The sequence below is a fragment of the Capnocytophaga sp. oral taxon 332 str. F0381 genome (genome assembly GCF_000318275.2).
In the GTDB taxonomy this organism is placed as follows: Bacteria; Bacteroidota; Bacteroidia; order Flavobacteriales; family Flavobacteriaceae; genus Capnocytophaga; species Capnocytophaga bilenii.
The window spans coordinates 94,994-119,653 of the sequence record NZ_KB291341.1 but is presented as its reverse complement, the minus strand read 5'-3'; the positions used below and the strand labels follow the sequence as shown (position 1 = coordinate 119,653).

The window sequence follows — 24,660 nt, the reverse complement described above, 5'->3', positions numbered from 1 at the left end:
AAATTCAAAATTCAGAATTCAAAATTCTCCTCCTCCAAAGCCAATTGTTTTTAATGATATAGTAATTGCCAATTGAAAAGTTATTACTACCTTTGCAGCTAATAAAAAACAGCCCCTATGGCTCGCATCTAACAATTATATTTATGCTTACAGAGAAACCTCTTTATTATTACAACATTATTAGAGAACAGTTCCCCAACTCCTATTTAGCTGAGGATATCAACCAAATTATCATCGGTATCGATTGCAACTATATCACCGCCAACGACTATTCTTACAGCGCCTTAGAACATTATTACCAGCAACAAAACTCCATCGCTCCCTTTGCAGGACTCTTCGGCGTATTTGCTTATGAGTGTATTCATTTCTTCGAAACACTCCCCGTAAAAGAAGAACAACAGTATGAATTTCCTGCCTTTATTTTTGCCAATGCAAAGGCTTACTTGCACTATTCCAAGATGAGCAAAGTATATTCGTTCTACGGCAATGAAGCTACTTATTACCAGCCACTTCTCAAGAGTAACACCCCAATTACCTCAACAGATAAAAAAACTTCTTTTTATCATATCCATACCGATTTAAACCAAGAGCGCAATCACTTTTATAGGGCTGTACAACGAGCTAAAGAGTATATTGGGGCTGGCGATGTGTTTCAGGTGGTGCTCAGCGAACAACTTTGTTTAGAAAGTGATATGAGTTCGTTAGATTTTTACACTTTGCTGTCAGAAGCAAATCCTTCACCCTATATGTTTCACTTCCCTACCCCTTATGGCGATGTGGTAGGCTCAAGCCCCGAAGTGTTGGTAGATATAAAATCCGATACCATATATATAGCCCCTATTGCAGGAACTCGCCCTCGTGGTAAAGATGCCAATGAAGATGTACTTATTGCCGAAGAACTTTTAAATAACCCTAAAGAATGTGCCGAACACCGTATGCTGGTAGATTTGGCACGCAACGATATTGGCAAGTTTGCCGAAACAGGAAGCGTACAAGTAAGAAATATGATGTACATCAAGCAGTTCGAGCACGTAATTCATATCGTTTCAGATGTATATGGGCAAATGCGAAAAGATGTTTCAGTATTTGAAGTCATTGCTTCCGTATTCCCTGCCGGTACGCTTAGCGGGGCACCCAAAATACGAGCTATGGAAATCATTGCCGAACTCGAAAGCTACAAACGCAATGCTTATGGAGGAGGCATAGGATTTTTGCACTTCAATGGCAATGTACAGCTCGCAATTGTAATACGTAGTGCCTTTTTTGAAGTAAATGGATACGAAGAAGAGGACGAAAAACATAAAATATACATCCAAGCAGGCGCAGGAATAGTATATGATTCGGCTCAGGATAGTGAATATGCCGAAATCACTCACAAACGTGCCTCTGTATTGAATATTTTTACCAAAAACTGTATAGAACAATGATTTTACTAATAGATAATTACGACTCTTTTGTATATAACGTAGCGCAATACTTGCAAGAACTTACTGTAGAGGAGGTCAAAACAGTGCGCAACGACCAAATTACCCTTGCCGACATCAGAAAGATGAACCCCTCGCATATAGTCCTCTCTCCAGGACCTAAACACCCTAAAAACAGCAAGGTCTGCTTAGAGATACTACAACAGATAGATAATATTCCTATCTTGGGCATTTGTTTAGGACATCAAGCATTAGGACTGGTAAATGGTGCTACTGTGGCACGACTTAGCGAACCTTTGCACGGCAAAACTTCCGAAATTATCGTTACTGATGAAAATTCAGTGCTTTTTAGAGGATTGCCTAAAAACTTCGAGGTAATGCGCTATCACTCACTCTACGTGAGCAAACGTGGGTTGCCCGATACCCTCAAAGTTACTGCCCTCTCTACCGATGGGGTAATTATGGCGATGGAACACCGTTGGAAACCCATTTACAGCATACAGTTTCACCCCGAATCGTTCTTTACACAATACGGCAAAAATATCATCAAAAACTTCTTGGTAGGCACACTACCCGATGAAAACGTAGATGCCAATAACGAGCGCGAACGCCTTATAGCTAATGCCGTATGTAGCAAGTACTTGAAAAAACTCCAAGATAACCTACCCCTTTCAGACACCGACTTTAAGGAAATATGCGCCGTTATCAACAAAAAACACTACGATATAGTGCAATTAGGAGCCCTTTTAGTATTGATTTCTGAAAAAAGCCTATACCCCGAGTCGCTTACGGCTTTTGTAAAGAACATTTTGGCTTATAGTACTACTTTCGCCGATGAACGCCCTATGATAGACCTTTGTGGTACAGGTGGCGATGGACTTAAAACGATTAATATCTCTACTTCTGTAGCCTTTATTGTGGGAGCTTTGGGCGTAAAGGTAGCTAAACACGGCAACCGCTCAGTTACAAGCAAAAGCGGTAGTACCGATGTGTTAGATTCGTTGGGTGTAGAGGTAGTAACCTCACTAATGAAGCAACTAAATCTGTTAGACAGCAAAGGATTAGCTTTCTTTCACGCTCCTTTCTTCCACCCTTTAGTAGGCGAAGTGAAAGAGGTTCGCCAGCGATTAGGAATACGCACAGTGTTCAATGTATTAGGACCTTTATTGCACCCCAATACAAAACTAAAATACCAGTTAGTAGGCTTATACCACGAACCCGTAATGCGCCTCTATGCCGAAACACTAAAACTTTTAGGCAGAAAACACGCTTTAGTAGTGCGAGGTAATGATGGCTTAGACGAGATTTCTATCTGCGATGAAACTAAAATAGTAGAGATAAAAGATGGTAAGATTTTAGAATATACCATTGCCCCCGAAATGTTTGGCTTCAAGCGAGCTTTTCACGCCGATATTGAAGGAGGTTCACCCGATGAGAATGCCGAAATACTATTGCGTATTTTGAAAGGCGAAGAAAAATCAGCTAAACGCGATATAGTTGTGCTAAATGCTATGTTTGCTCTTTATACTGCTGAAGTAGTAAAACACCCCGCCGATGCCAAAGCGTTGATAGAAGAGGCTTTAGAAAGCGGAAAAGTATATGAGTATTACCTGAAATACATAATGTAATAAAAAAGGCTGCTTTTTAAGGCAGCCTCTTTTTTATGATTCTGATAGTTAGTATTATTAATCACCAATAGCTTTACACTGAAGTGTGTAACTCTCTAAAGCCTCAATAATAATATCACAACCCTCCTTAATTTCTTCATCGGTAAGGGTAAGCGGTGGCGATAGTCGTACAGCACGAAGCTCAAAAAGTAACCAATAAACTATCAGTCCGTTATCCTGACAATATTCAACCACGTAATTAGCTATTTCGGCAGAAGGTACTATCACAGCCAGCATTAGTCCGCGACCATTGATGCTCTCAATAAGAGGGTGCTGAAGGTATTGCCTAAAAAGACGTTCTTTGCGAAGTGTATCTTCCATCAGGTTGGTAGTGAGCAGTTCTTGTAATGTAACCAATGAAGCTGCTGCTATTACAGGGTTACCACCAAAAGTAGTAATATGCCCCATCTTAGGATTATGCGCCAAAAGCTGCATACGCTCGTATGACGATACAAAAGCCCCAACAGGCATACCACTTGCCATTCCCTTGCCTATAGCAATAATATCGGGTACAATACCATAGTTTTGAAAACCAAAGAGCTTACCCGTACGCCCAAAACCTGGTTGTATTTCATCTATAATAAGCATAGCCCCTACTTCTTCACAGCGTTTTTTTACCTTGATAAGATAATCATTCACAGGTTCTATAAAGCCTGCCCCTCCTTGAATACTCTCTAATAATACACCTGCGGTACGCTCAGTAATTTTAGCCAAATCGGCTTCGTTGTTAAACTCTATAAAATCTACATCGGGCAATAAAGGACGAAAGGGGCGTTTGCGCTCCTCATACCCCATTAGGCTCATTGAGCCTTGCGTATTGCCGTGATAGGCATTCTTAGCAGCTATCAGTTGCGTTCTGCCTGTGATGCGCTTAGCCAACTTCAGCGAACCTTCAATAGCTTCAGTACCCGAATTAACCAAATAAGTAGTATTGAGCGAAGGAGGAAGTTGCTGGGCAAGAAGCTGGCAGAAATCTACTGCTGGCTTTTGCACATACTCACCATACACCATTACGTGCATATAAGTTGCGCATTGTTTTTGTATAGCCTCTACTACTTTGGGGTGGCAATGCCCTAAAGTACAAGCCGATACTCCTGCTACAAAATCTAAGTACTTTTTGCCATCGGTAGTGTAAATATAGCTACCCTCAGCGCGCTCTACCTCCAACAACCTTGGATAAGGCGAGGTAGGAGCTTGGTATTTCAAAAACTCTTCTTTCTGATTCATCTTTTTATTATATTATCGTTACTCATATCTCAATGCACTAATAGGCTCTAACTCGGCTGCTTTGCGGGCAGGATACCAACCAAAGAATACCCCTGTAATGGTACATACCAAAAAGGATATTACAATAGAATACAAGGTGATACTTACAGGCCAACCTATAAACAACGATACACCTACCGTTGCCAATAAGCCAATAATTACCCCCAGAACACCCCCCGTAATACTAATAAGCACCGACTCGATAAGAAACTGTGCCAAGATGTCCTTGCCCTTAGCTCCAATAGCCATACGCAAGCCTATTTCCTTAGTACGCTCTTTTACAGATACGTACATAATGTTCATAATGCCTATACCGCCCACGATGAGCGAAATGCTAGCAATAGCTACCAATAACACGGTGAGCATCTCGCTGGTAGAGCTAAACGTACTGATGAGTTCTTGTTGCGAAAACACATTGAAGTCATTCTCTTGCGCAGCCGAAAGGTTATGTGTGCCCTCCAAAATCTTCTTTACTTGGTTTACTGCATTCTCCGACTGACTTTCATTGAGCACCGAAGCCACAATACTCTGCAAGAAAGTTTGCGCCAAAATACGCTTTTGTACCGTAGTGTAAGGAGCAATAATCACATCGTCTTGGTCTTGACCAAAGTTGCTCTCGCCTTTTTTGGTAAGGATACCAATCACTTTAAAAGGGATATTCTTAAAGCGTATGGTTTGCCCAATAGGGTTTTCGCCATTAGTAAAGAGGTTTTTAGCTACTGTTTGCCCTATAACAGCTACTTTAGCAAAATTAGTAATCTCATCTTCACCAAACATAATCCCCTCAGCCACACTCCATTCGCGTATGGGCAAGTATTCGGTATTCACGCCATAGATAGAGGTAGGCCAGTTGTTGCCCCCTGCTATACTTTGTCCGTTGCCACTTACCACCGGCGACACGTATTTCAGTAGGGTACCTTCTTTTTTAAGGGCTTCGTAATCTGTCATTTTGAGTGATTGCATATCGCTCATACTCATACGCACGCCGCCCATCATACCTGCCCCTGGGCGGATATTAAGCATATTAGTACCCATTTTAGAGATATTCTCTTTGATACTCTTTTTAGAGCCCTCTCCAATGGCAAGCATGGTTATCACTGAGCCCACCCCAATGATAATGCCCAGCATTGTAAGCATAGCCCTTGTTTTATTGAGCAAAAGGGCACGCCACGCTATTTTAAAAAGGTTTTGTATATTCATAGTGTTAATTAGCAAATTAGAAAATTAGCAGATTGGCAAATTCTGTGAGACTAGAAAGGCTCTCCGATGATACGGGTTTTATACTCGCCTTTTACTATTTGCCAGCACACTTCGTAAGCATAGGCACCACTACCATTATGGGCAATAATGTAAATTGTATCTTCCTCTTTGTCATAATATACCGCATTATTTTCAGTATACATAGCTACTTGGTACAAATCATCATAAGCACTTTTAGGGATAGATACGTTTTTGCCGTTGATAGTTACAATGATACTCTTGTAATGGTCTTCAGGTATAAAGTCCGCACCTTGAGCTCTCTTACCATCAATGATTAATTGATCATAACCTCCCTGGTCTTTCTTAGTAATCTTGTGTTTAGTTTTATCAAATAGCTGTCTAGTAAGAGTAACACTAATGCCCTTTTCAGCAATGGTGATACTATTCTCAGTCTCTTTCTTTTTACCTTTACCTATAGAAGGAAATTCGTATATCTTCTTCAGGCGACTTTTATGTACATACCCTTTATCTACAGCAATCCAATTAAAAAATATCTCTTCACCAGTTTCATCATCTGTAGTATCAAAAAAAGCATACACAAGTGTATTGTTAGGCAAAGTGCCTACAATTTTGCTTTTTACGTTTTCTTTAGCACGAATGTTTACATAGCCGTCTTTGTCTTTTACTACGGCATAATCTCCAAAAGGACCTTGTGCAAAAACGTTGGTCGTAAGGAGAAAGAGTAAAATAAGTAAATGTTTCATATTCAATTGATAATGAGTTTTTTTATCAAGTTATTTGTTGCTTTCTATGCTTATATAAGTATCGTTTGAAAGTTTTTTAATAGATTTCAGATGTACTCTCTACCCAATTTAAAACGCTAATAGTAAATGTTGGCAATCCTGCTTCTCTTTTAAAGTGGTCGAATTCGACCACTTTAAAATTAGAATTATAAAGCATTTCCCAAGTACCTAAAAATTCTAATGTACTTCTGTTTTTTATTATATCAGCAGCTCTTGCTTCATCATTTTTACCTTTAGCCATATCTGTTAATGAAATATAGTTCTGATTGTCTATTGTAGCTAAAGATATTTCAACATCTTGTACTTTAAGTTTATTATTTGTTGGTGTCATATATTTGGTAATTTTTAGTTACATCATTAAAGTGGTAGTCCTATAATACGGGTTATGTACTCACCTTTTACTATTTGCCAGCACACTTGGTAAGCTAAGCTAGCATCGCCATTGAACGCATAAATATAAAGTGCCTCAGCCTCCTCATCATAGAATATAAATCTGGTTAAATAGAAAATTTCATACAAATCATCATAAGCACTTTTAGGGATAGGTACGTTTTTGCCTTTCATAGCTACGGTAATACTTTTGTAATGGTCTTCAGGTAGTAATTCGTCTCCTCCATAACCTCCTACTATACCATAATATATTTCTTTACCATCAATGATTAATTGATCATAACCTCCCTGGTCTTTCTTAGTAATCTTGTGCTTGGTTTTGTCGAACTTCTGTTTGGTAATGGTCACTTTTACGTCCTTATCATCAAAGACAACACTATTGCCTTGCACTTTTCCTTCTATAGCACGAAAGTCAAATATTTTTTTCAAGCGACTTTGATGCACATACCCTTTATCAACTTCAATCCAGTTAGTAGGGTTAAATTCTTTATCAAAGAAAGCATACACAAGTGTATTGTTAGGCAAAGTGCCTACAATTTTGCTTTTTACGTTTTCTTTAGCACGAATGTTTACATAGCCGTCTTTGTCTTTTACTACGGCATAATCTCCAAAAGGACCTTGTGCAAAAGCGTTGGTCGTAAAGAGAAAGAGTAAAATAAGTAAATGTTTCATAGCTGTTTAAAAATATTGAATTGAGAGGCTCAATTATTATTCTTTGTTTGTTCTAAGAAGCTCTTTTGTTGTTCTATTTCTCTGACTAGTTCTTCCTCTGTAGGTAAATAATCAACATATTTACTAGCAAATAACTTAGGATTTTCATGTAATACGGAATACTTAGCTACTACACTATCTGTCTCTGTACAGAGTAATAAGCCAATAGTAGGATTATCTCCTTCTTGTTTTTTCAGATCGTCATACATTCTCACATACATATCTAATTGTCCTATATCCTGATGCGTAAGCTTTTCAGTCTTTAATTCTATAATCACAAAACATTTTAGAATATAATTATAGAAAACTAAATCAATGTAAAAGTCACTCAGTTCAGTGCGTATATGTTCCTGTCGCGCTACAAAAGCAAAGCCTTTCCCCAGCTCCATTATGAATTTTTGCAAATTATCAATAAGAGCTTTCTCTAACTCAGTTTCTGTATAAGAAAGATTTGTAGGTAAGTTTAAGAACTCTAATACAGTAGGGTTCTTAATAAATTCAGTAATTTGTAAGTTAGCTGTTTTTTCTTTCATCTCTTGCACAACTAATTCTTTCTCCTGACTGGCAATAAGTCTATTGTAATAAAGGGTAGAGATATTACGGTCGAGGGTACGTACAGACCACATATTTTGAGCTGCTTCAGTAAGGTAATAGGTACGAGCTTTTTCATCTTGAACTTTTATAACTCTTTGAAAATGAGACCAACTCAATTGTGCGAACAGTGTTCGCACTTTTTGATAATCTGAAAAAAGAATATAAAATTGTCTCATCTCCCACAAAGATCGCTTGCTAAAACCTTTTCCAAACTCAGCTGTAAGAGCCACAGATAAGCTTTTAATGATTTCTTTGCCATACTCGGCACGCTCCTTCCCATTTTGTTCTTCCAACACAATACGTTGTCCTATTTTCCAATAGGCTTCTACCATTGCTGTATTAATAGCCTTATAAGCTTGCAAACGAGCCTCCGTTAGAATAGCTTTTATCTCTATAATATAATTAGCTAAAATTTCTTCCATTATATTGATATTTAGATATTTATAATTTGGAAATTACTGATTTTCAAATCTCAGTTTTGCAATATTGAATTGTGCGAACACTGTTCGCACTTTTTCTCTTTATCCTGCCATTACAGACTCTATAAATACCAATTTTTGATTTTTCCATTTGAATTTCCAATAAGTAGCGCTTTCTATAACTTCGTATTCACCAATATCGTATACTTCTTTGATTTTATCTTCAGATACTTTTTCAGAATAGCCATCTTCAAACCACACAATCTCTACCTCATTGCCTTCTATAGATATAGAATATTTGTTAGTCCCCTTAAAGTTATCAACTTTTATACTATAATACCCTTGATTTTTAATCCAATGAATATCATCTATATCTATTTTAGCAATGGTTTTACTAAAATGCTCATTATAGTTGTCTTTAGGAATAGGACTATTACCTTTTTGAGCTTCTGCTTTTAAACTTTGCAATGCTTCTAATAGTTTTTCTCTATCAGCTTTTAGTATTGCCGTACGTTCTTGAAATAGCTTCACATTCTGCTCTTCCACTGCGTTGAGTTTCACCTTACTATTGTCACTCACAGGCTTATACCACGGTTTTTCATTAAAGTAATTGCTTATTTCATAGTCTTTAAACTTATAACCTTTGCGAGCGTAAAGGTCGTTAGTGAGGAAGCGCAATTCATCTATGCTCAATTTGCTGATTTGTTGTTCCTTAATCACTTGGGAGGCACAAGTGGTGCAATCTTTTAGCTGTGCCGTAGCATTTAGTGAGAATAACACTATTGATAAGAAGTATAAGTGTTTCATTGTAAAGTAATTTTTTGGGCAAAGATACTAATTTCTTTTCTATTATGCCAAAGGCTCGCACCGTCATTCGTCATTTGTATTTCGTAATTGTGCCAACTGTTCTTTAGCGTTTAGCCTATCGGTTACTTCCTTATCGCTGATGATATGCCCATCTTTCAGCACTACCGTGCGTTTGCTAAATTGGGCAATATCGTCTTCGTGAGTTACAAAACCTATGGTGCTACCTTGGTCGTTGAGGCGTTGGAAAAGCTCCATTACCTCGTACGAGGTTTTGGTATCGAGGTTACCGGTAGCCTCATCAGCAAGGAGGATTACAGGGTTATTTACTAACGAGCGCGCAATGGCTACCCGTTGCTGCTGTCCCCCCGATAGCTCACTGGGGAGGAGGATGAGTCGGCTTTCTAACCCCACACTTATGAGGGCTTCTATAGCACGCTCGCGGCGTTCTTTGGCTGATACTTTTGGGTTGTACATCAATGGAAGCTCTACATTCTCAATGGCTGAGGTACGGGCTAATAGGTTGTACGACTGAAAGATAAAACCTATTTTGGTATTGCGTATATGCGCCAAATCGTTCTTGCTCATATTTTTCACCGAGATGCCGTCCAAAATGTAATCGCCAGAAGAGGGACGATCTAAGCAGCCTAATATGTTGAGCAAAGTTGATTTGCCCGACCCACTCGGTCCCATAATAGTTACAAACTCGCCTTCGCGAATGGTGAGGTTGATGCCTTTCAGGGCGTGTACCGTTTCGTTGCCCATCTGGAAGTTGCGCTTCATATCGCGTATGTCTATAATGGCTTTTTTCATTTATTTAGCTTTTGAATTGTTTCTACTAGGGCGTTTTGGCATAAACGGACTGCTGCTCTCTCCGCTTTTCTTATCGCCTCCTGCTATTTGCGGAGCGCTACCCTGCAAGCTGGTAGCTACTTTTTCGCCAACCGTTAGTCCGCTTACTACTTGCACGTTGATACCATCATTGCTGCCTATGGTTACGGCTTTTTGAGCAAGACTGCCATCGGCATTCACTACCCATACGTATTTATTTTTACCCTTGCCGTGCTGTACTTTAGGAGCTTCGGCTGTAATATCTTTTTGGGCGTAATATTGCATTAGCACATCGGTATCGGGCGTAAAGTTAATAGCCTTAGCAGGCACTATGGTTACGCCTTTTAGTTCATTGGTATAAATAGCAATGGTAGCAGTAAGCCCAGGTTTTAGCTTTTCATCGGGGTTTTCTGCCTCTACTATCACCTTGTAAGTTACCACGTTGGACGAGGTGGTGGGCGATAGGCGCACTTGGGTAACGCGTCCTGAAAATTCCTCTTGAGGGTAAGCATCAACGGTAAAGCTCACGCGTTGTCCTACTTTTACCTGCCCTATATCGGCTTCGTCTACATTTACCTCTACCTGCATACGCTTGATGTTCTTAGCTATTTTGAAGAGTGTAGGCGCACTTATAGAAGCAGCCACTGTTTGCCCTTCTTCTACCTCTTTGCTAAGGATAATCCCATCGATAGGCGAATAGATATTGGCATAGCCTAAGTTCGTTTTCGCCTGATTGAGGGTCGTAAGTCGTTGGGTAACCATTGCTTTGGCATTGGTGAGCTGGTAAGTAGCCTGCTCGTAATCGGATTTGCTAATTACTTGGGCATCATACATTTTCTTTTGGCGGTCGTAGTTTTGCTGATAGTAGTTCAGTTCGTTAAGTGCCGAATTGTAGTTGGCAGTCGCGTTGATAACGTTTTCTTGTAGGTTTGTTTTATCGAGCTCTGCCAAGAGCTGTCCTTTTTTTACTTGACTATTGTAATCTACATATATTTTGCTCACCAAACCCGATACTTGGGTACCTACTTCCACCTCGTCTACGGGTTGTACACTCCCCGTAGCAGTTACTTCGGTAGTCACATCACCTTGGGTAACTTCATCGGTTTGGAGTACAATAGGCGTTGGTTTTTCTTTCATAAAGAAGTGATATGCTGCAAAAGCCACTACAGCTAATAGGGCTATAATAATGATTTTTTTGATTTTCTTTTTCATTGTGTAAGTTCTAAAATTAATATATAAAAGGGGGGGATGTCTCTTCTATGGAAATGTTATTTCCTTTCCTTGATAAAAGTTGAGCAACTGAACATATAGTGCCGACATATATTTATTTTGTAGATAGGTTTGTTCTGCACTTAGGTAGGCGTTTTGGCTTACGAGCAGTTCGGTATTGGTAAGTCCGCCGAACTCGTGTTTTTTCACTGCTAAATCATATGCCAATTTGGCATTGTCGCGAGCTGTACGCGAAGCCGCTTGTTGTGCTTGGTGTGTGGTAGCATTTTGCCAAGCGGTTTCTATTTTAGCATAAAGCTCCTTTTCAGCTTGTTGTTCTTCTAATACTGCCTGCTGTTGTGTAAGCTTTGCTAACTTGACATTGCTCTTATTTTTGTTTTGCGAAAAAATAGGTATATTGAGCGAGGCGCCTATCGTCTGTCCAAAATTACTATCTAACTGGGTAGCATACCCCAAGTCATTAAGGTTGGAATAACCCGTATTGACTCCTGCTTGCAGGCTAAGGGAAGGCAACGCGCCCGCTCTGGCTATTGCGACATCTTTTTCGGCTATTTTTTGTTGCGATTGATAGATTTTTAGATTAGGAAGCGTTTGTTTAGCTTCTGCAAATACTTCGTCTTTATTGGGGATAATTGCCACATAATCATCTTCTTGCAGGTTGAGTATTATAGCAAAATCGCTATTGGGGGGAAGCTCTAAGAGTTGTTTGAGGGTAAGCACGCGGTTGGCGTATTGATTTTCAGCCTGAATGATAGCGTACTGATTATTGGCGTGACGGGTTTCTATCTCTGCCAAACTGAGCTTGGCTATCGCACCATTGGCAAACTTAGTTTGTGCTTGTTTCAACTCTTCAGCAGAAGAGCTTGCTGCATTCTTGGCTACCTCTATCCCTTCATAGCTGTAGAGGGCTTGCAGATAGGCTTCGAGCACACTCAGGGTGATGTTGTTCTTCGCCTCTTGCACATAGAGTTCGTTTTGCTCTAAGAGCAGCTGGCTGCGGTCTATTTGCAAATTGAGCTTATTGCCTTGATAGAGCGGCATAGAAGCCGATACGCCAAAGTTGTTGGAAAAGGTACGGCGCGAGACTCGTTCGTTAGAAATTTGGTTAATCGCTGAACCGTTATTGAGGTTTGCCGATGCCGAACCACTGACGGTGGGCAAGCGGTTGTCTTTTGCCTGCTGTAGGTTAATTTCAGCTGTTTGCTGATTTAGTTCTGTTTTTTTTACACTAATATTGTGTTGCACCGCATAGTTGATGCAATCCTCTAATGACCACTGTTTGGCTTGTGAAGTAACTAATAGAGGCATTAAGAAGAGTAATAATTGCCAAGTTCTTTTCATTGTTTTTCTTTTCGTTTTAAAACACAAAGATAGTGCCAAAAACAATTGTTCTTATCCTTCGGAGCGAGCCGCATAGGCTTCACATACTCGGCTGCGCCAGCTCGCCAACTTACCTTCGTCACATACTCGGCTGCGCCAGCTCGCCGACTATCCTTCGCTCATCCTTCGCTCAACCTTCGCTCAACCTTCGCTCAACCTTCGGTGCGAGCCGCACAGGCTTTTAGCTATGGGGGAATATAGGGGTACTTTGGCATATTTATTGTGCTTTTACCTGAAAAACAGACAAACAATGAAATCCTTAAAGAAAATCTTTTTTACGCTATTATTAGTGGGTGCTGCTAGCGGTTATGCTCAAAAAGAAAGCAAGCACACTCCTTATATACCACCCCAAGAAGTGAAAGAACCTTTGGTGGTTCCTTATGTATTGGTAGATGAAAAACCTATGTTTGAAGCTTGCAAAGGAGTTCCCAAAGAGCTGCAATTGAAATGTTTTAAGAAAGAATTAGATAAACACATCTATACGCACCTAAGATATCCCTCTGACACAGAAGAATGTGTACAAGGCAAAGTGTATATAAGGTTTAACATCAACCCCGATGGTACTACTAGTGTAACTCAGGTGCGAAGCATCAATAAAAGCCTTGAAAAAGAAGCTGTTTTTTTGATAGAGAGCTTGCCTTGCTTTACCCCTGGCAAACATCGGGGTGAAATAGTTACAGTTTCTTTTGTTTATCCTATTTACTTTATGCTTAGGTAGTAGCTGCATATGCTTTTAGCTATAGGTAAATATAGGGAGTACTTTGGCATATTTATTGTGCTTTTTTTTGAAAACAGATAGACAATGAAACTCTTACCAAAAGCCCTTTTAGTACTATGTTTAGCAGTAGTAGCCAATAGCTATGCACAAGAAGAAATTATTGCTCCTTCAGACGAAGAAGCACCTATTGAGATACCCTATTTTATTATAGAAGAAAAACCTATGTTCGAAGCCTGCAAAGAAGTTCCTAACGACAGGCAATATCAATGTTTTAAAGAGCAGTTAGACAAGCACGTGAAGATACATTTTAAATATCCTCCTGAAGCCCTTGCTGAGGGTATAGAAGGAAAAGTGATTATTATTTTTCGCATCAATACTGATGGCACTGTCAGTATAATAGGGAAGCGAGGTGCTCACAAAATATTGGAAGAAGAAGCTGCCTTCCTCATCAGAAGCCTACCCTGCCTTATCCCTGGTAAAACAAGAGGAGTCCCCACTGCCGTTACTTTTTCTTACCCTATCATTTTCAAGCTTCGAGACGATTTTTTTAATTGTGTGAAAGACAAAAACTAACTGCCAATAACTAATGACTAACGACTAGTAAAACACACTTTGGCACGGTTATTGTAATGTAGTTAAGTGTAACAAACAATAAAATAATTTTAATTTTTTGTACTATGAAAAAGTTTTTAACATTTGTATTTTTAGCATTTTTTGGTGCAGTAGCATTTGCACAAGACGCTGAAATTTCTTTCAAAGCAGAAGAAATTGACTATGGTAACATCCAACAAGGCGCTGATGGTATACGCGTGTTTGAGTTTACTAACACTGGTAAAGCTCCGCTAGTAATCAGCAACGTAACTTCATCTTGCGGTTGCACCGTTCCTTCTTGGACAAACCAACCTGTAGCTCCTGGTGCTAAAGGGAAAATTGAGGTAAAATACGATACTAATCGTGTTGGTCCTATCAGCAAAACCATTACCGTAACATCTAATGCAAAAGAAAATCCTGTAAAAGGATTGCGCATCAGGGGTAATGTACAACAAAAATAATCCATAACTATTTATATTTTAATTACTCCAAAAAGCCACCTATCACTATTATATAGGTGGTTTTTTAGTGTTAAAGTATTCCTAAAAACAATCGGCAATACACTTATTTTGTATAACTTTGTCGCCGAGAAAACTAAATAACTAAAAATTGCGTATGAAATTAAAGAGTATTACATTTTTCGCAGGGCTTTTAGTAGCCCAAATCTCAATGGCTCAAGTAGATCCCATTGTCAATGAAGTGCTTCCTGTAGGTACTGTTACCAATACAGTAGATATGAGCGGTAGCAGCGATGCCGAGCTAAAAGCACAAGAAGAGCAGCTAAAACAACAGCAACAACTTCAGAAAGAACAAGAAAAAGCTTTGAAGGCTGAAGAAAAAGCAATCAAAGAAAAAACAAAAACTGAAGAAGCTGCTAAAAAAGCAGAGGAAAAAGCTAAAAAAGCAGAGGAAAAAGCTAAAAAAGAGCAAGAAAAAGCCGCTAAAGAAAAAGCTAAAGCCGAAGCAGCCGCTAAAAAAGCTGAAGAAAAAGCTAAAAAAGCCGAAGAAAAAGCTGCTAAGGAAAAAGAAAAAGCTGAAAAAGCTGCTAAAAAAGCTGAAGAAAAAGCCGCTAAAGAAAAGGCTAAGGCTGAAAAAGCTGCTAAAAAACAACAAGAGCGCTTAGCTAAAGCTCAAAGCGAAGTATCTAAAATAGAAGCTAAAATTACCAAAGCTAAAACTGATTTGGCTAAAGAAGAAAACAAATACAATAGCAAAAAAGCTAAAGGTAATTTGTCTCCTAATGACGATACAAAGTATAAAGGAAAATTACTTGAAAAACAACAAAAAATCAACGAATTAAACCTTGAACTTGTAAAAGCTAAAGCTAAAGTAAATAAATACGGCAAGTAATAGCTACTCAACAAAAAAGGGCTATCTGAAATTGTATCAGGTAGCCCTTTTTATATGACTTAATTTTTCAATTAAAACTCAGCACTTTGTGGAGTACGTGGGTAAGGAATTACATCGCGTATGTTGGTCATACCCGTAGCAAAAAGTACCAAACGCTCAAAGCCTAAGCCAAAACCACTATGTGTAGCTGTACCAAACTTACGGAGGTCTAAATACCACCAAAGGGTTTGTTCATCCATACCCAAGTCGGCAATTTTTTGTTTTAGCACCTCATAGCGTTCTTCACGCTGCGAGCCTCCTACAATTTCACCAATACCAGGGAAAAGAATATCCATAGCGCGCACTGTTTTGCCATCATCGTTCAGGCGCATATAAAACGCTTTAATTTTAGCAGGATAATCGTAAAGTATCACAGGGCAACCAAAGTGTTTTTCTACCAAATAGCGCTCGTGTTCGCTTTGCAAGTCTACCCCCCATTCGTCTATCAAGTATTGGAATTTCTTCTTCTTGTTGTGGTTGCAGTTTTTCAGTATATCAATAGCCTCAGTATAGCTTACGCGTTTGAAATCGTTGTGTATTACAAACTCTAATTTCTCAATAAGCGACATACTGCTACGCTCTTGCTGTGGTTTGCTTTTTTCTTCTTCTAAAAACCTTGTATTGAGAAACTCTATATCATCACGGCGTACCTCTAAGGTATATTTTAGTACACTTTTAATAAAGTCTTCGGCTAAATTCATATTATCAATTAGGTCGAAGAAAGCCATTTCGGGTTCTATCATCCAGAACTCAGCCAAGTGTCGTGAAGTATTAGAGTTTTCAGCACGGAAAGTAGGCCCAAAGGTATAGATTTTACCAAGTGCCATTGCAAAAGTTTCACCTTCCAACTGCCCCGATACGGTAAGGTTAGTTTCGCGACCAAAGAAGTCTTTTTTGTAATCGACCTCACCATTTTCGTTAAGAGGAGGTTTTTTAGCATCTAAAGTAGTTACGCGAAACATTTCGCCAGCTCCTTCAGCATCGCTACCTGTAATAATAGGCGTATTCACGTAGAAAAAGCCATTGTCTTGAAAGTATTTATGAATAGCGTACGCCAATGTTGAACGCACACGCATAATCGCTCCAAAGGCATTGGTACGCACGCGCAAGTGAGCGTTTTCACGCAAGAACTCAAGTGAGTGTTTTTTAGGTTGTATAGGGTATTCTTCGGGGTTACTATCGCCCAAGATAGTCACTTCAGAGGCTTGTAGTTCTACGTTTTGTCCCTTTCCTTGACTTTCCACTACCTGCCCTTTCACTTTTATAGCCGCTCCTGTAGTAATGCGTTTTAGCGTTTCTTCAGGGGTATTTTCAAAATCAACCACTACTTGCAAATTGTGTATGGTAGAACCATCATTCAGTGCAATAAAGCGATTGCTACGAAAGGTACGCACCCATCCTTGAAGGGTAACCTCACCTTCTATAGTTTTTCCTTCTTGTAATAATTGCTTGATGTATAACATAACTCTGTTTTTTTACTTCTTATTTAAAACTGAAAATATATAAATGGTTGCAAATCGGTAGAATAAGCTTGGTAACATATCAGTACCACTACCAAAGCTATAGCCACTTTCACCACGTAATGGCTTTCGGCAAAAATATGTTCTATTTCATCTTTCCAACGCTGTGGTAGCCAGTGTGTAATATAACCTATTAGAATAATCCCAAAAGCAACATTGTTGTATTTAATAATTTGCATTGCCGAAGCCCAATGCATATTGTGCATCACTTGGTCAAACCATTGTTGTACGCTCTCCATATCGTTACTGCGGAAGAATATACGAGTAAAAGTAATAAAAGCAAACGTAAACGCTATCTTCCAAAAACGAGCAATCCACAGTTGGCTATTCTCATACGGACTCACTTTGCGCCAATACTTATAAGCTACTACCCCCAAGCCGTTAAGTCCGCCCCAAATAGCAAATTTCCAAGCTGCCCCGTGCCACAGCCCCCCAATGAGCATTGTGAGCATTATATTGATATTAGTAGTTAAATAACGTTCAAAAGGTTTATACACCAAGGCTACTATAGAGCCTATAATAAGCAGTAATCCCGTAACAATCGTAAAAGTACTATTACCAATAGCCACTACCAAAATAACTACAAATAGTAGCGAAAATACAAACGTACCCAAAGAACTATTGCGATTACCTCCCAAAGGAATGTAAAGATAATCTTTCAGCCAAGTAGAAAGCGAAATATGCCAACGTTTCCAAAAATCACCGCAGTTCAAAGCCTTGTAAGGCGAATTAAAGTTCGTAGGAAGGTGGAAGCCCATCAAGAGTGCCACCCCTATAGCAATATCGGTATAGCCCGAAAAATCACCATAAATCTGCAGCGAATAGCCTATAAGTGCCGAAAGGTTAGCAAAGCCCGTATACATTGTAGGGGCATCAAACACCTTATCCAAGAAATGCAATGCTATAAAGTCTGCAAAAATCATTTTCTTGATAAGCCCTTTTAGTATCAAAAAGATAGCTTTGTTAAACTCCTCTTTACTAATGCGCGTTTTTTTCAGAATTTGTGGTACAAACTCTTCAGCACGCACTATAGGACCCGCTACCAATTGCGGAAAGAAACTCACATAAAAACCAAAATCTAATATAGAGCTTAAAGGTTTTATTTTATTTCTATACACATCCATTGTATAGCTAATCGTTTGGAAGGTATAGAACGAAATCCCTACAGGCAAGATAATTTTATCTACCGTAAAATATCCTTTATTGCTAAAACCATTAGCCCAATAAGCCAAGTAATTGAACGTTTGGTGATGTGTTTGAAACAACGCATTGTAAGTATCTGTAAAAAAGTAAGCGTATTTAAAATAGCTCAGCACCAGCAAGTTCAAACAAACGCTTATAGTTACAGCTATTCTCCTACGCGAGTCCTCCACTTGGCGGTAAATGTAGTGCCCCAAATAAAAATCGGTTACAGTACTAAAAATAAGCAAAAGCACAAAAAGTCCACTCGCTTTATAGTAAAAGTAAAAGCTCGCAAGTAGCAAGAACAAGTTGCGCACGTGCCGGCGATTGTATATAAAGGCGAATACCGCATACAGCAAGGCAAAGAATATCCAAAAGTCTATTCGCACAAATGTAAGCGGATGCTCGGGATTGAAAGTAAAGAAATTATTAAAAAAATCTATCATAGTTTGTTATTCTACCGAGGCAAGGTCATTATGAAGGCATTGATAAAACACTTCCGAAATAAGTTTTGTTCCCTTAGAACTAAAATGTACATAATCAGAAGCTGCCATTCCTTGCTTCACCCAGTTAATCATAGAGTTCTCACCCCCCATAGCTTCGTACATACTAAAATAAGCTATATCGTTCTTCAAGCACTCTTCTTTCATCAAGTCGTTGAGTTTAGGCAAAAAAGGATACGTAATTCGCTTGCCATTGCGCGAAGTTGTCATATCACCAGGACCTAAAAGCATAAACATAGCCGTCGGGTTGGCACGCTTCACCAATTTCATATTGAATATAAGCCCCTCAACATACTCCCTCAGCTGTGCTTCAGTTTTCATATAAGGTATTGTATTGCCACCATACTGAAAGATAAAAACATCAGGCTTGCGTTCCTCGCTCATCTGCCTATAGTTTTCGTAATTCATACGCGTAAATATACGTCCTGCCTCACCGCGCATCGCCACGTTATCCATTCGTATTCCCGTAGCAGCATCAAGGGTAACCCCATAAAAGTCAGCACTTAGCCTACCTTCTAGTTCCACCCGCAATTCTTTAGGTGTATTGTTGAAGTTCAGCTTATAACTATGGTATCGGTTGTCGGCTATTAAAGTGTCCGAACTTATCAGGTTACCATCTTCGTATACCCTGATAGCAATTCTGCTGGTAGCATTGCCATAGTGCAGCCCAAAACGAGTGTAGTGCTGCAAGCGCGCATACGATTTTTTTGAAGGTTTCAGGGTAAACCAAGCCTTGCTTATAGGTAGCGAAGCACTATCTTTAGCATAAGGAGTAAAGCGCGAATAGGTAGCAAAAAGCCCATACTTGTCGTGCCCCACTTTTTTGCGTTGTTTACGGTCAAAGAAAGCATAGCGCACCCAATTATTACTTGCCGTAATATCTATACTATTTTGGTTATACACCACCTTTATAGGAAAAAATCCAGGACCTCCACCTTCAAAAGCCAGCTGCAGCCTGTTGCGCACATAGCCCGTAATACGGTCGCCCTCAATTTGCGAATCGCCGTAATGCACTATCTGGCACGAGTTTTGGCACAACTTGTTCTTCAGCCTACGAATAAAATCCTTAGGATTACCAGGGTAATAAATCTTCCCCTCCTTATTCGTTTCAGAGGCAAGCGTATCTTTTACAATCGTATCAGCCTCCGCCAAAGCATCTGTTTTCTCATCTACTATTGTTTTAGTATCTCTGATGAGCTTATCCAGTGTATTGTTCTCTTTTTCATTTTTAAAGAGCATCCCCAGTATCTCAGGGGTAGGATAACGCAACATAGTGCTGTTGCCAAACACTATGCCCTCACGCACCATACCGCCATCGGTAGTGTGATAACTACTGAAAAGCGTCAACGCAAACAGCGTAATAAGCGTACTAACTATGAAGAGTAATATTTTCTTAGGATGCATATTTTTAGCTTATTAAGGCTTCCCACTCTGTCATCAAATCCTCCAACATTTGCTTTTTTTGTTCATATTCTTTATAAAAAACATCACTTTGTACCTGTTCTCCCATCAATATATCCATTTCTTTCAACTCTTTTTCCAATAAAGTAATATTATTTTCTATTTTATTGAGCTTATTTTGCACCGATTTTTGTTGTTTTTGCTGTTCAAAGCTCAATTTTTCATCAGTTGTAGCCACATTTTTAGTTTCTACTACAGTTGCAGCTTCTTTGCTCTGCTCTATTTCTCTAAAATTAGCCGCAGCACGCTGTTCCAAATAAAAATCAATATCACCCAAATATTCTTTCAAGTGCCTATCTTTAAATTCGTATACTTTATCAGTAAGCCCCTGCAAAAAGTCTCGGTCGTGCGATACAATTATAAGCGTACCCTCAAACTGTTGCAGTGCCTTTTTTAGCACGTTTTTACTCTTGATATCCAAGTGGTTCGTAGGCTCGTCCATTACCAGCACGTTAAAGTCCGATAGCAACATTTTAGCCAGTGCCAAGCGGTTGCGCTCGCCCCCCGATAGCACCTTCACCTTTTTATCTACCTCATCACCCCTGAAAAGAAATGACCCCAGTATATCGCGCACCTTTATGCGGTTCGTATCGTTAGCAGCGTTATACATAGTGTCCAACACACTTATTTCGCCATCCAAGTAATCAGCTTGGTTTTGGGCAAAATAACCCAACTGCACATTGTGCCCCAGCTTAATAGTCCCTTCATAAGGAATTTCACCCACAATCATTTTCGCCAGCGTAGTTTTACCCTGTCCGTTTTGCCCTACAAAAGCAATCTTACTACCGCGCTCCACTAGCAAACTAACCCGTTCTAACACCTGTTTTTCAGCATAATTTTTGCTTACCTCATCAATTTCAAGCACCACCTTACCAGGGGTTACCGATACCGGAAAACGCACATTCATCACCGCATTATCCTCTTCATCTACCTCTATGCGCTCTATTTTGTCTAATTTCTTAATCAGCGATTGTGCCATTGAAGCTTTTGAAGCCTTTGCGCGAAACTTCTCTATCAGCTTCTCCGTTTGCTGTATTTTCTTCTCCTGATTTTTTTGCGAAGCAAGTTGCTGCTCACGTATTTCCTGCCTAAGCTCCAAAAACTTACTATAAGGCTTAGGATAATCGTATATTTTCCCTACCGAAATCTCAATAGTGCGGTTAGTAACATTGTCTAAAAACATCTTGTCGTGCGATACAATCACCACCGCCCCGCTATAAGTAGTAAGAAATTGTTCCAACCATATAATCGACTCAATATCAAGGTGGTTCGTAGGCTCGTCCAGTAGCAATATATCATTGTTTTGCAACAATAGCTTTGCCAATTCAATACGCATACGCCAGCCCCCCGAAAAAGTATCGGTAAGTTTATTAAAGTCACCGCGTTTAAAGCCTAAGCCCAGCAACACCTTTTCAGTATCCCCCTGATATTGATAACCACCAATAAGCTCATAATGATGCGTATAATCGCTTAAGTTGTTCAATAAGTCGTGATAAGCTTCACTTTCGTAGTCAGTACGAGTTTCAAGTTGATGATGAATATCATCCAGCTGCAATTCCAAGCGTTTAATTTCCTCAAAAGCCTGATAAGCCTCTTCAAGTATCGTACGTCCTTTTACAAAGTCAATATCCTGTTTTAAAAAGCCAATACGCACCTCCTTATCAGTAGCAATAATCCCCGAGTCAGGTTTTATTTCACGTGCCAAAAGCTTGAGCATAGTCGATTTTCCAGCCCCATTTTTCCCAATAAGCCCTACCCTGTCGCCCCCATTAAGCATAAAAGCCACCTCTTCAAAAAGATACTCACCCTGAAAAGAAACCGATAAGTTATGTACATTTAGCATTGCAATATATTTTAAAAAAACATCAATTAATTATCAACCATTCGCCATTTATCATTTGCCGCTTGTCATTAATAATTACAGCCTGCAAAATTACATCATTTTTCTGAAATGAATGTAATAAAAACAGATAAAATTTATAATTCAAAAATCATAATTCATAATTTCATTAATATTTACTATCTTTGCCCCCTTAAATAGAATATATACAATGAAAACAATACGTATCGGAACACGCGACAGCGCCCTCGCCCTATGGCAAGCGCAAACCGTACAACAACAATTAGAAGCCTTAGGGTATACTACCGAATTAGTACCTATAAAGTCTGAAGGCGACCTAAACCTCCCCCAGCCCCTATACGAAATGGGTATTACAGGCATATTCACTAAAGCCTTAGATATTGCCCTGCTCAATAAAAACATAGATATTGCCGTTCATAGTATGAAAGATGTCCCTACCCTACTCCCCGAAGGACTTGCAGTAGGGGCTGTACTCAAGCGCGGCAATCCCTTTGATGTATTAGTTTACAACAACGACCTTTCTTTTTTAGAAGCACCCCAAGCCACTATTGCCACAGGCAGCTTGCGCCGCAAAGCCCAATGGCTACATCGCTACCCACACCACACCATTGAAAACCTACGTGGTAATGTACAAACCCGACTAAAAACCATCATCAGCAATAATTACGATGGAGGTATTTTTGCAGCCGCAGGCTTAGAACGTTTAGGAGCTTCAAGCGTAGATTACCTCACCCTCGATTGGATGCTACCCGCCCCCGCACAAGGAGCTATTGTGGTATTATTGCACGAAGACAATTTAGCAATGCAAGAAGCCCTATTGCGTTTGCACGATGGCAACACCTATGTTGAAACTCAGGTAGAGCGAGCCTTTTTGCGCGCTTTAGAAGGCGGTTGTAGTGCACCCATCGGTGCTATAGCTAAATTTGACGGACAGCAGAAGATATATTTCAAAGGCGGTATTTGGAGCGAAGACGGCAAAGAAGAACGCCTTATCAACGAAGTCCTTACCAGCCTCAACGACCATACAGGCGAAGAACTCGCACAAAAACTAATGGCTTAGTTTATTGAATAAATAAAAAAGCGCAACACCCTTACTAATGTTGCGCTTTTTTTATTTTTTGTTTTTCCTATCTCTTTATCCCCCGCTGGCGCAAGCTTGCAGCTTGTACCCAATTCAAAATCCTCTTTACTGCGTTTTGCTCCCCTTCCTTTTGGGGAGGGGGAACGGGGGTGAGGAACTTAATCCACTAATATGGTATATTTAGGATCTATATTAGTGCGAGGGTCGAATACAAAATCTACATAAGTAGCTTCGTCTTTTTTACCTTTTACGGTTTGTTTTATACGTCCTACCTCTATTTGTTGTTTGTTGAATACCTTTACAGATACAGTTCTCTCAAAATCTTTATCAAAGATAAAGTAAATAGAAAGTTTGTTATCATTACCATCATCAGTGCTACTAATAGTGTGTGCACCAAGTTTTACACCAGCATTAGATAGTTCTTCTGAAAGTTGCAAAGTCATATTGCCCGATTTGTCAATACCTTCACCAAGTCCATCGCCAAAAGAGCGCGCCGAGCCACCCACTATCTCTCCAGCTTTAGTAGCAGCCTGATTAGCAGCCTCTTCACTAATATCACTCACTTTCTTAGCCGTTTCTTTTGCTTGGTCTACAAAAAAGCTACACGATGCTAAAAACATCGCTACAATCATTAAAAAAAGTCCTTTTTTCATACGTTTATTTTTATTATTTGTTAGTTACATTAATTGCATTAGTCATTAGAAGTCAGCCGCACAATTACAATTTCCTAATTTGCTAATTCCCAAATTTGCTAATTCCCTACTATATCTGCCTAAATAAAGAGGTTTATTGGTTATTGTTTTCAATAACTCATCTATTTCTTGTATAATTTTATCAGAATAATAAGTACTATTATTATGTATATCCCAATATTCTAAAGTATCTGCTAATGCATCTTTAGCTCTCGGCGACCAAATTACTTCCATTTTCTTTTTCTTCTCTCCTCAATTTCAGCAAATACATCATTATTACTTATTCCTAAGCCCATCTTTAATTGCTCACGCCCTATCTGAATATTTTCAATATCTTCAGCCGAAAGCTCATAATAAAAGTCGTCTTCTTGTTCTTTTTCGATGCTTTTCACCATTGGTGGGTGATAAAGCCTCTTCTTAGTTGTAATTGTTTCCATATAAATTCCCCAATTTGCTAATTCCCCAATTTGCTAATTTGCTAATTTGCTAATTTCCCAATTGTCCCTACAAAACTTCTCAAACAACCTCTGTATACCTATTCTATAGACTGCTGTTTTACCCCCCTAAAATAGTGTATTTCAATTAAATCTTCAGCTTCATTTACAGTAAAATAAATCAGAAAACGCCCTTTGAGAATATCCCTTACATACATCTGTAATTCCCTACTATATCTGCCTAAATAAAGAGGAGTATTAGAGAGTTCAAGTTCCAATTCTTCTACTGCTTTTATTATTTTTGAAGAATATTCAAACGAGCCATTATGTTCTTCCCAATAATCAAGGCTATTATGGTAATCTTTTTTAGCCTCAAATGACCATCTTATTACCATACTTTTCCCTTGTTTCTTTTTGTAGTTCCTCACTACTTATTGTCATCCCCATTCTACACTGCTCACGTCCTATCTCTATTTTTTCAATATCTTCAGCCGAAAGCTCATAATAAA

General features: G+C 39.2%; 25 protein-coding genes. 7 read left to right on the top strand and 18 right to left on the bottom strand.

Going from position 1 to position 24,660, the window contains the following annotated elements; all coding sequences use genetic code 11:
* Positions 1-143: 143 nt before the first annotated feature.
* On the top strand, positions 144-1,427 hold the full coding sequence (locus HMPREF9075_RS10700) for an anthranilate synthase component I family protein (protein ID WP_009416621.1): 1,284 nt from the start codon (positions 144-146) through the stop codon (positions 1,425-1,427).
* On the top strand, positions 1,424-3,052 hold the full coding sequence (gene trpD, locus HMPREF9075_RS10695; protein WP_009416620.1) for an anthranilate phosphoribosyltransferase: 1,629 nt from the start codon (positions 1,424-1,426) through the stop codon (positions 3,050-3,052). Before HMPREF9075_RS10700 ends, trpD begins: the two co-directional genes overlap by 4 nt.
* 57 nt (positions 3,053-3,109) lie before the next feature.
* On the opposite strand, the gene HMPREF9075_RS10690 is transcribed toward trpD, so the two are convergent.
* From HMPREF9075_RS10690 to HMPREF9075_RS10645, 10 genes are all read right to left on the bottom strand, one after another.
* On the bottom strand, positions 3,110-4,318 hold the full coding sequence (locus HMPREF9075_RS10690) for an aspartate aminotransferase family protein (RefSeq protein WP_009416619.1): 1,209 nt from the start codon (positions 4,316-4,318) through the stop codon (positions 3,110-3,112).
* Between the two features lie 18 nt (positions 4,319-4,336).
* Complete coding sequence (locus HMPREF9075_RS10685; RefSeq protein ID WP_009416618.1) at positions 4,337-5,557, bottom strand: ABC transporter permease; 1,221 nt, start codon at positions 5,555-5,557, stop codon at positions 4,337-4,339.
* Between the two features lie 50 nt (positions 5,558-5,607).
* Positions 5,608-6,321 (bottom strand): hypothetical protein, encoded by a 714-nt coding sequence (locus HMPREF9075_RS10680; RefSeq protein WP_009416617.1) that lies wholly within the window; start codon positions 6,319-6,321, stop codon positions 5,608-5,610.
* A gap of 76 nt (positions 6,322-6,397) precedes the next feature.
* Complete coding sequence (locus HMPREF9075_RS10675) at positions 6,398-6,691, bottom strand: KilA-N domain-containing protein (protein ID WP_009416616.1); 294 nt, start codon at positions 6,689-6,691, stop codon at positions 6,398-6,400.
* Positions 6,692-6,717: 26 nt separating this feature from the next.
* Positions 6,718-7,422: an SH3 domain-containing protein gene (locus tag HMPREF9075_RS10670; protein ID WP_009416615.1), complete on the bottom strand. Its 705-nt coding sequence runs from the start codon at positions 7,420-7,422 to the stop codon at positions 6,718-6,720.
* Between the two features lie 29 nt (positions 7,423-7,451).
* Positions 7,452-8,477 carry a YhcG family protein gene (locus tag HMPREF9075_RS10665; RefSeq protein WP_009416614.1) on the bottom strand — a complete coding sequence of 342 codons (1,026 nt, stop codon included), beginning with the start codon at positions 8,475-8,477 and terminating at the stop codon, positions 7,452-7,454.
* Between the two features lie 99 nt (positions 8,478-8,576).
* Positions 8,577-9,281 carry a YARHG domain-containing protein gene (locus tag HMPREF9075_RS10660; protein WP_009416613.1) on the bottom strand — a complete coding sequence of 235 codons (705 nt, stop codon included), beginning with the start codon at positions 9,279-9,281 and terminating at the stop codon, positions 8,577-8,579.
* A 63-nt stretch (positions 9,282-9,344) separates the two neighbouring features.
* The gene (locus HMPREF9075_RS10655) at positions 9,345-10,091 is read right to left on the bottom strand and encodes an ABC transporter ATP-binding protein (RefSeq protein ID WP_009416612.1); all 747 of its coding nucleotides are present in this window, start codon (positions 10,089-10,091) and stop codon (positions 9,345-9,347) included.
* Positions 10,092-11,321, bottom strand: coding sequence for an efflux RND transporter periplasmic adaptor subunit (locus HMPREF9075_RS10650; protein ID WP_009416611.1), 1,230 nt, complete (start codon positions 11,319-11,321; stop codon positions 10,092-10,094).
* 45 nt (positions 11,322-11,366) lie between these two features.
* Positions 11,367-12,680 carry a TolC family protein gene (locus tag HMPREF9075_RS10645; protein ID WP_009416610.1) on the bottom strand — a complete coding sequence of 438 codons (1,314 nt, stop codon included), beginning with the start codon at positions 12,678-12,680 and terminating at the stop codon, positions 11,367-11,369.
* 289 nt (positions 12,681-12,969) lie between these two features.
* Between HMPREF9075_RS10645 and HMPREF9075_RS10640 the strand changes: the two genes are divergently transcribed.
* The 4 genes from HMPREF9075_RS10640 to HMPREF9075_RS10625 all read left to right on the top strand — a co-directional run bounded on the left by HMPREF9075_RS10640 (position 12,970) and on the right by HMPREF9075_RS10625 (position 15,378).
* The gene (locus tag HMPREF9075_RS10640) at positions 12,970-13,437 is read left to right on the top strand and encodes an energy transducer TonB (RefSeq protein ID WP_034557583.1); all 468 of its coding nucleotides are present in this window, start codon (positions 12,970-12,972) and stop codon (positions 13,435-13,437) included.
* 84 nt (positions 13,438-13,521) lie between these two features.
* Entirely contained in the window at positions 13,522-14,010 is a 489-nt protein-coding gene (locus HMPREF9075_RS10635; protein WP_009416607.1) for an energy transducer TonB, read from the top strand.
* Positions 14,011-14,114: 104 nt separating this feature from the next.
* Positions 14,115-14,489, top strand: coding sequence for a DUF1573 domain-containing protein (locus tag HMPREF9075_RS10630; protein WP_009416606.1), 375 nt, complete (start codon positions 14,115-14,117; stop codon positions 14,487-14,489).
* Positions 14,490-14,643: 154 nt separating this feature from the next.
* A complete protein-coding gene (locus HMPREF9075_RS10625; protein WP_009416605.1) occupies positions 14,644-15,378 on the top strand; it encodes a hypothetical protein in 735 nt (244 codons plus the stop codon).
* A 71-nt stretch (positions 15,379-15,449) separates the two neighbouring features.
* On the opposite strand, the gene asnS is transcribed toward HMPREF9075_RS10625, so the two are convergent.
* Genes asnS through HMPREF9075_RS10605 form a run of 4 tightly spaced genes read right to left on the bottom strand, consistent with a single transcriptional unit; the run spans position 15,450 to position 21,926 of the window.
* Positions 15,450-16,880, bottom strand: coding sequence for an asparagine--tRNA ligase (gene asnS / locus HMPREF9075_RS10620; protein ID WP_009416604.1), 1,431 nt, complete (start codon positions 16,878-16,880; stop codon positions 15,450-15,452).
* A 23-nt stretch (positions 16,881-16,903) separates the two neighbouring features.
* Complete coding sequence (locus tag HMPREF9075_RS10615; RefSeq protein ID WP_009416603.1) at positions 16,904-18,565, bottom strand: MBOAT family protein; 1,662 nt, start codon at positions 18,563-18,565, stop codon at positions 16,904-16,906.
* 6 nt (positions 18,566-18,571) lie between these two features.
* Complete coding sequence (locus tag HMPREF9075_RS10610) at positions 18,572-20,026, bottom strand: hypothetical protein (protein WP_009416602.1); 1,455 nt, start codon at positions 20,024-20,026, stop codon at positions 18,572-18,574.
* A gap of 4 nt (positions 20,027-20,030) precedes the next feature.
* Positions 20,031-21,926, bottom strand: a complete 1,896-nt coding sequence (locus HMPREF9075_RS10605) for an ABC-F family ATP-binding cassette domain-containing protein (protein ID WP_009416601.1) — start codon at positions 21,924-21,926, stop codon at positions 20,031-20,033.
* A gap of 208 nt (positions 21,927-22,134) precedes the next feature.
* Between HMPREF9075_RS10605 and hemC the strand changes: the two genes are divergently transcribed.
* On the top strand, positions 22,135-23,004 hold the full coding sequence (hemC, locus tag HMPREF9075_RS10600; protein WP_009416599.1) for a hydroxymethylbilane synthase: 870 nt from the start codon (positions 22,135-22,137) through the stop codon (positions 23,002-23,004).
* 179 nt (positions 23,005-23,183) lie between these two features.
* Here hemC and HMPREF9075_RS10595 read toward each other — a convergent pair whose 3' ends face one another.
* The 4 genes from HMPREF9075_RS10595 to HMPREF9075_RS10585 form a co-directional block, all read right to left on the bottom strand.
* Positions 23,184-23,678, bottom strand: a complete 495-nt coding sequence (locus HMPREF9075_RS10595; protein ID WP_009416598.1) for a hypothetical protein — start codon at positions 23,676-23,678, stop codon at positions 23,184-23,186.
* A 45-nt stretch (positions 23,679-23,723) separates the two neighbouring features.
* The gene (locus tag HMPREF9075_RS10590; RefSeq protein ID WP_009416597.1) at positions 23,724-23,951 is read right to left on the bottom strand and encodes a hypothetical protein; all 228 of its coding nucleotides are present in this window, start codon (positions 23,949-23,951) and stop codon (positions 23,724-23,726) included.
* Entirely contained in the window at positions 23,942-24,154 is a 213-nt protein-coding gene (locus tag HMPREF9075_RS12695) for a hypothetical protein (RefSeq protein WP_009416596.1), read from the bottom strand. Before HMPREF9075_RS12695 ends, HMPREF9075_RS10590 begins: the two co-directional genes overlap by 10 nt.
* Before the next feature lie 98 nt (positions 24,155-24,252).
* Positions 24,253-24,546: a type II toxin-antitoxin system RelE/ParE family toxin gene (locus HMPREF9075_RS10585; RefSeq protein ID WP_009416595.1), complete on the bottom strand. Its 294-nt coding sequence runs from the start codon at positions 24,544-24,546 to the stop codon at positions 24,253-24,255.
* Between the last annotated feature and the right edge of the window lie 114 nt (positions 24,547-24,660).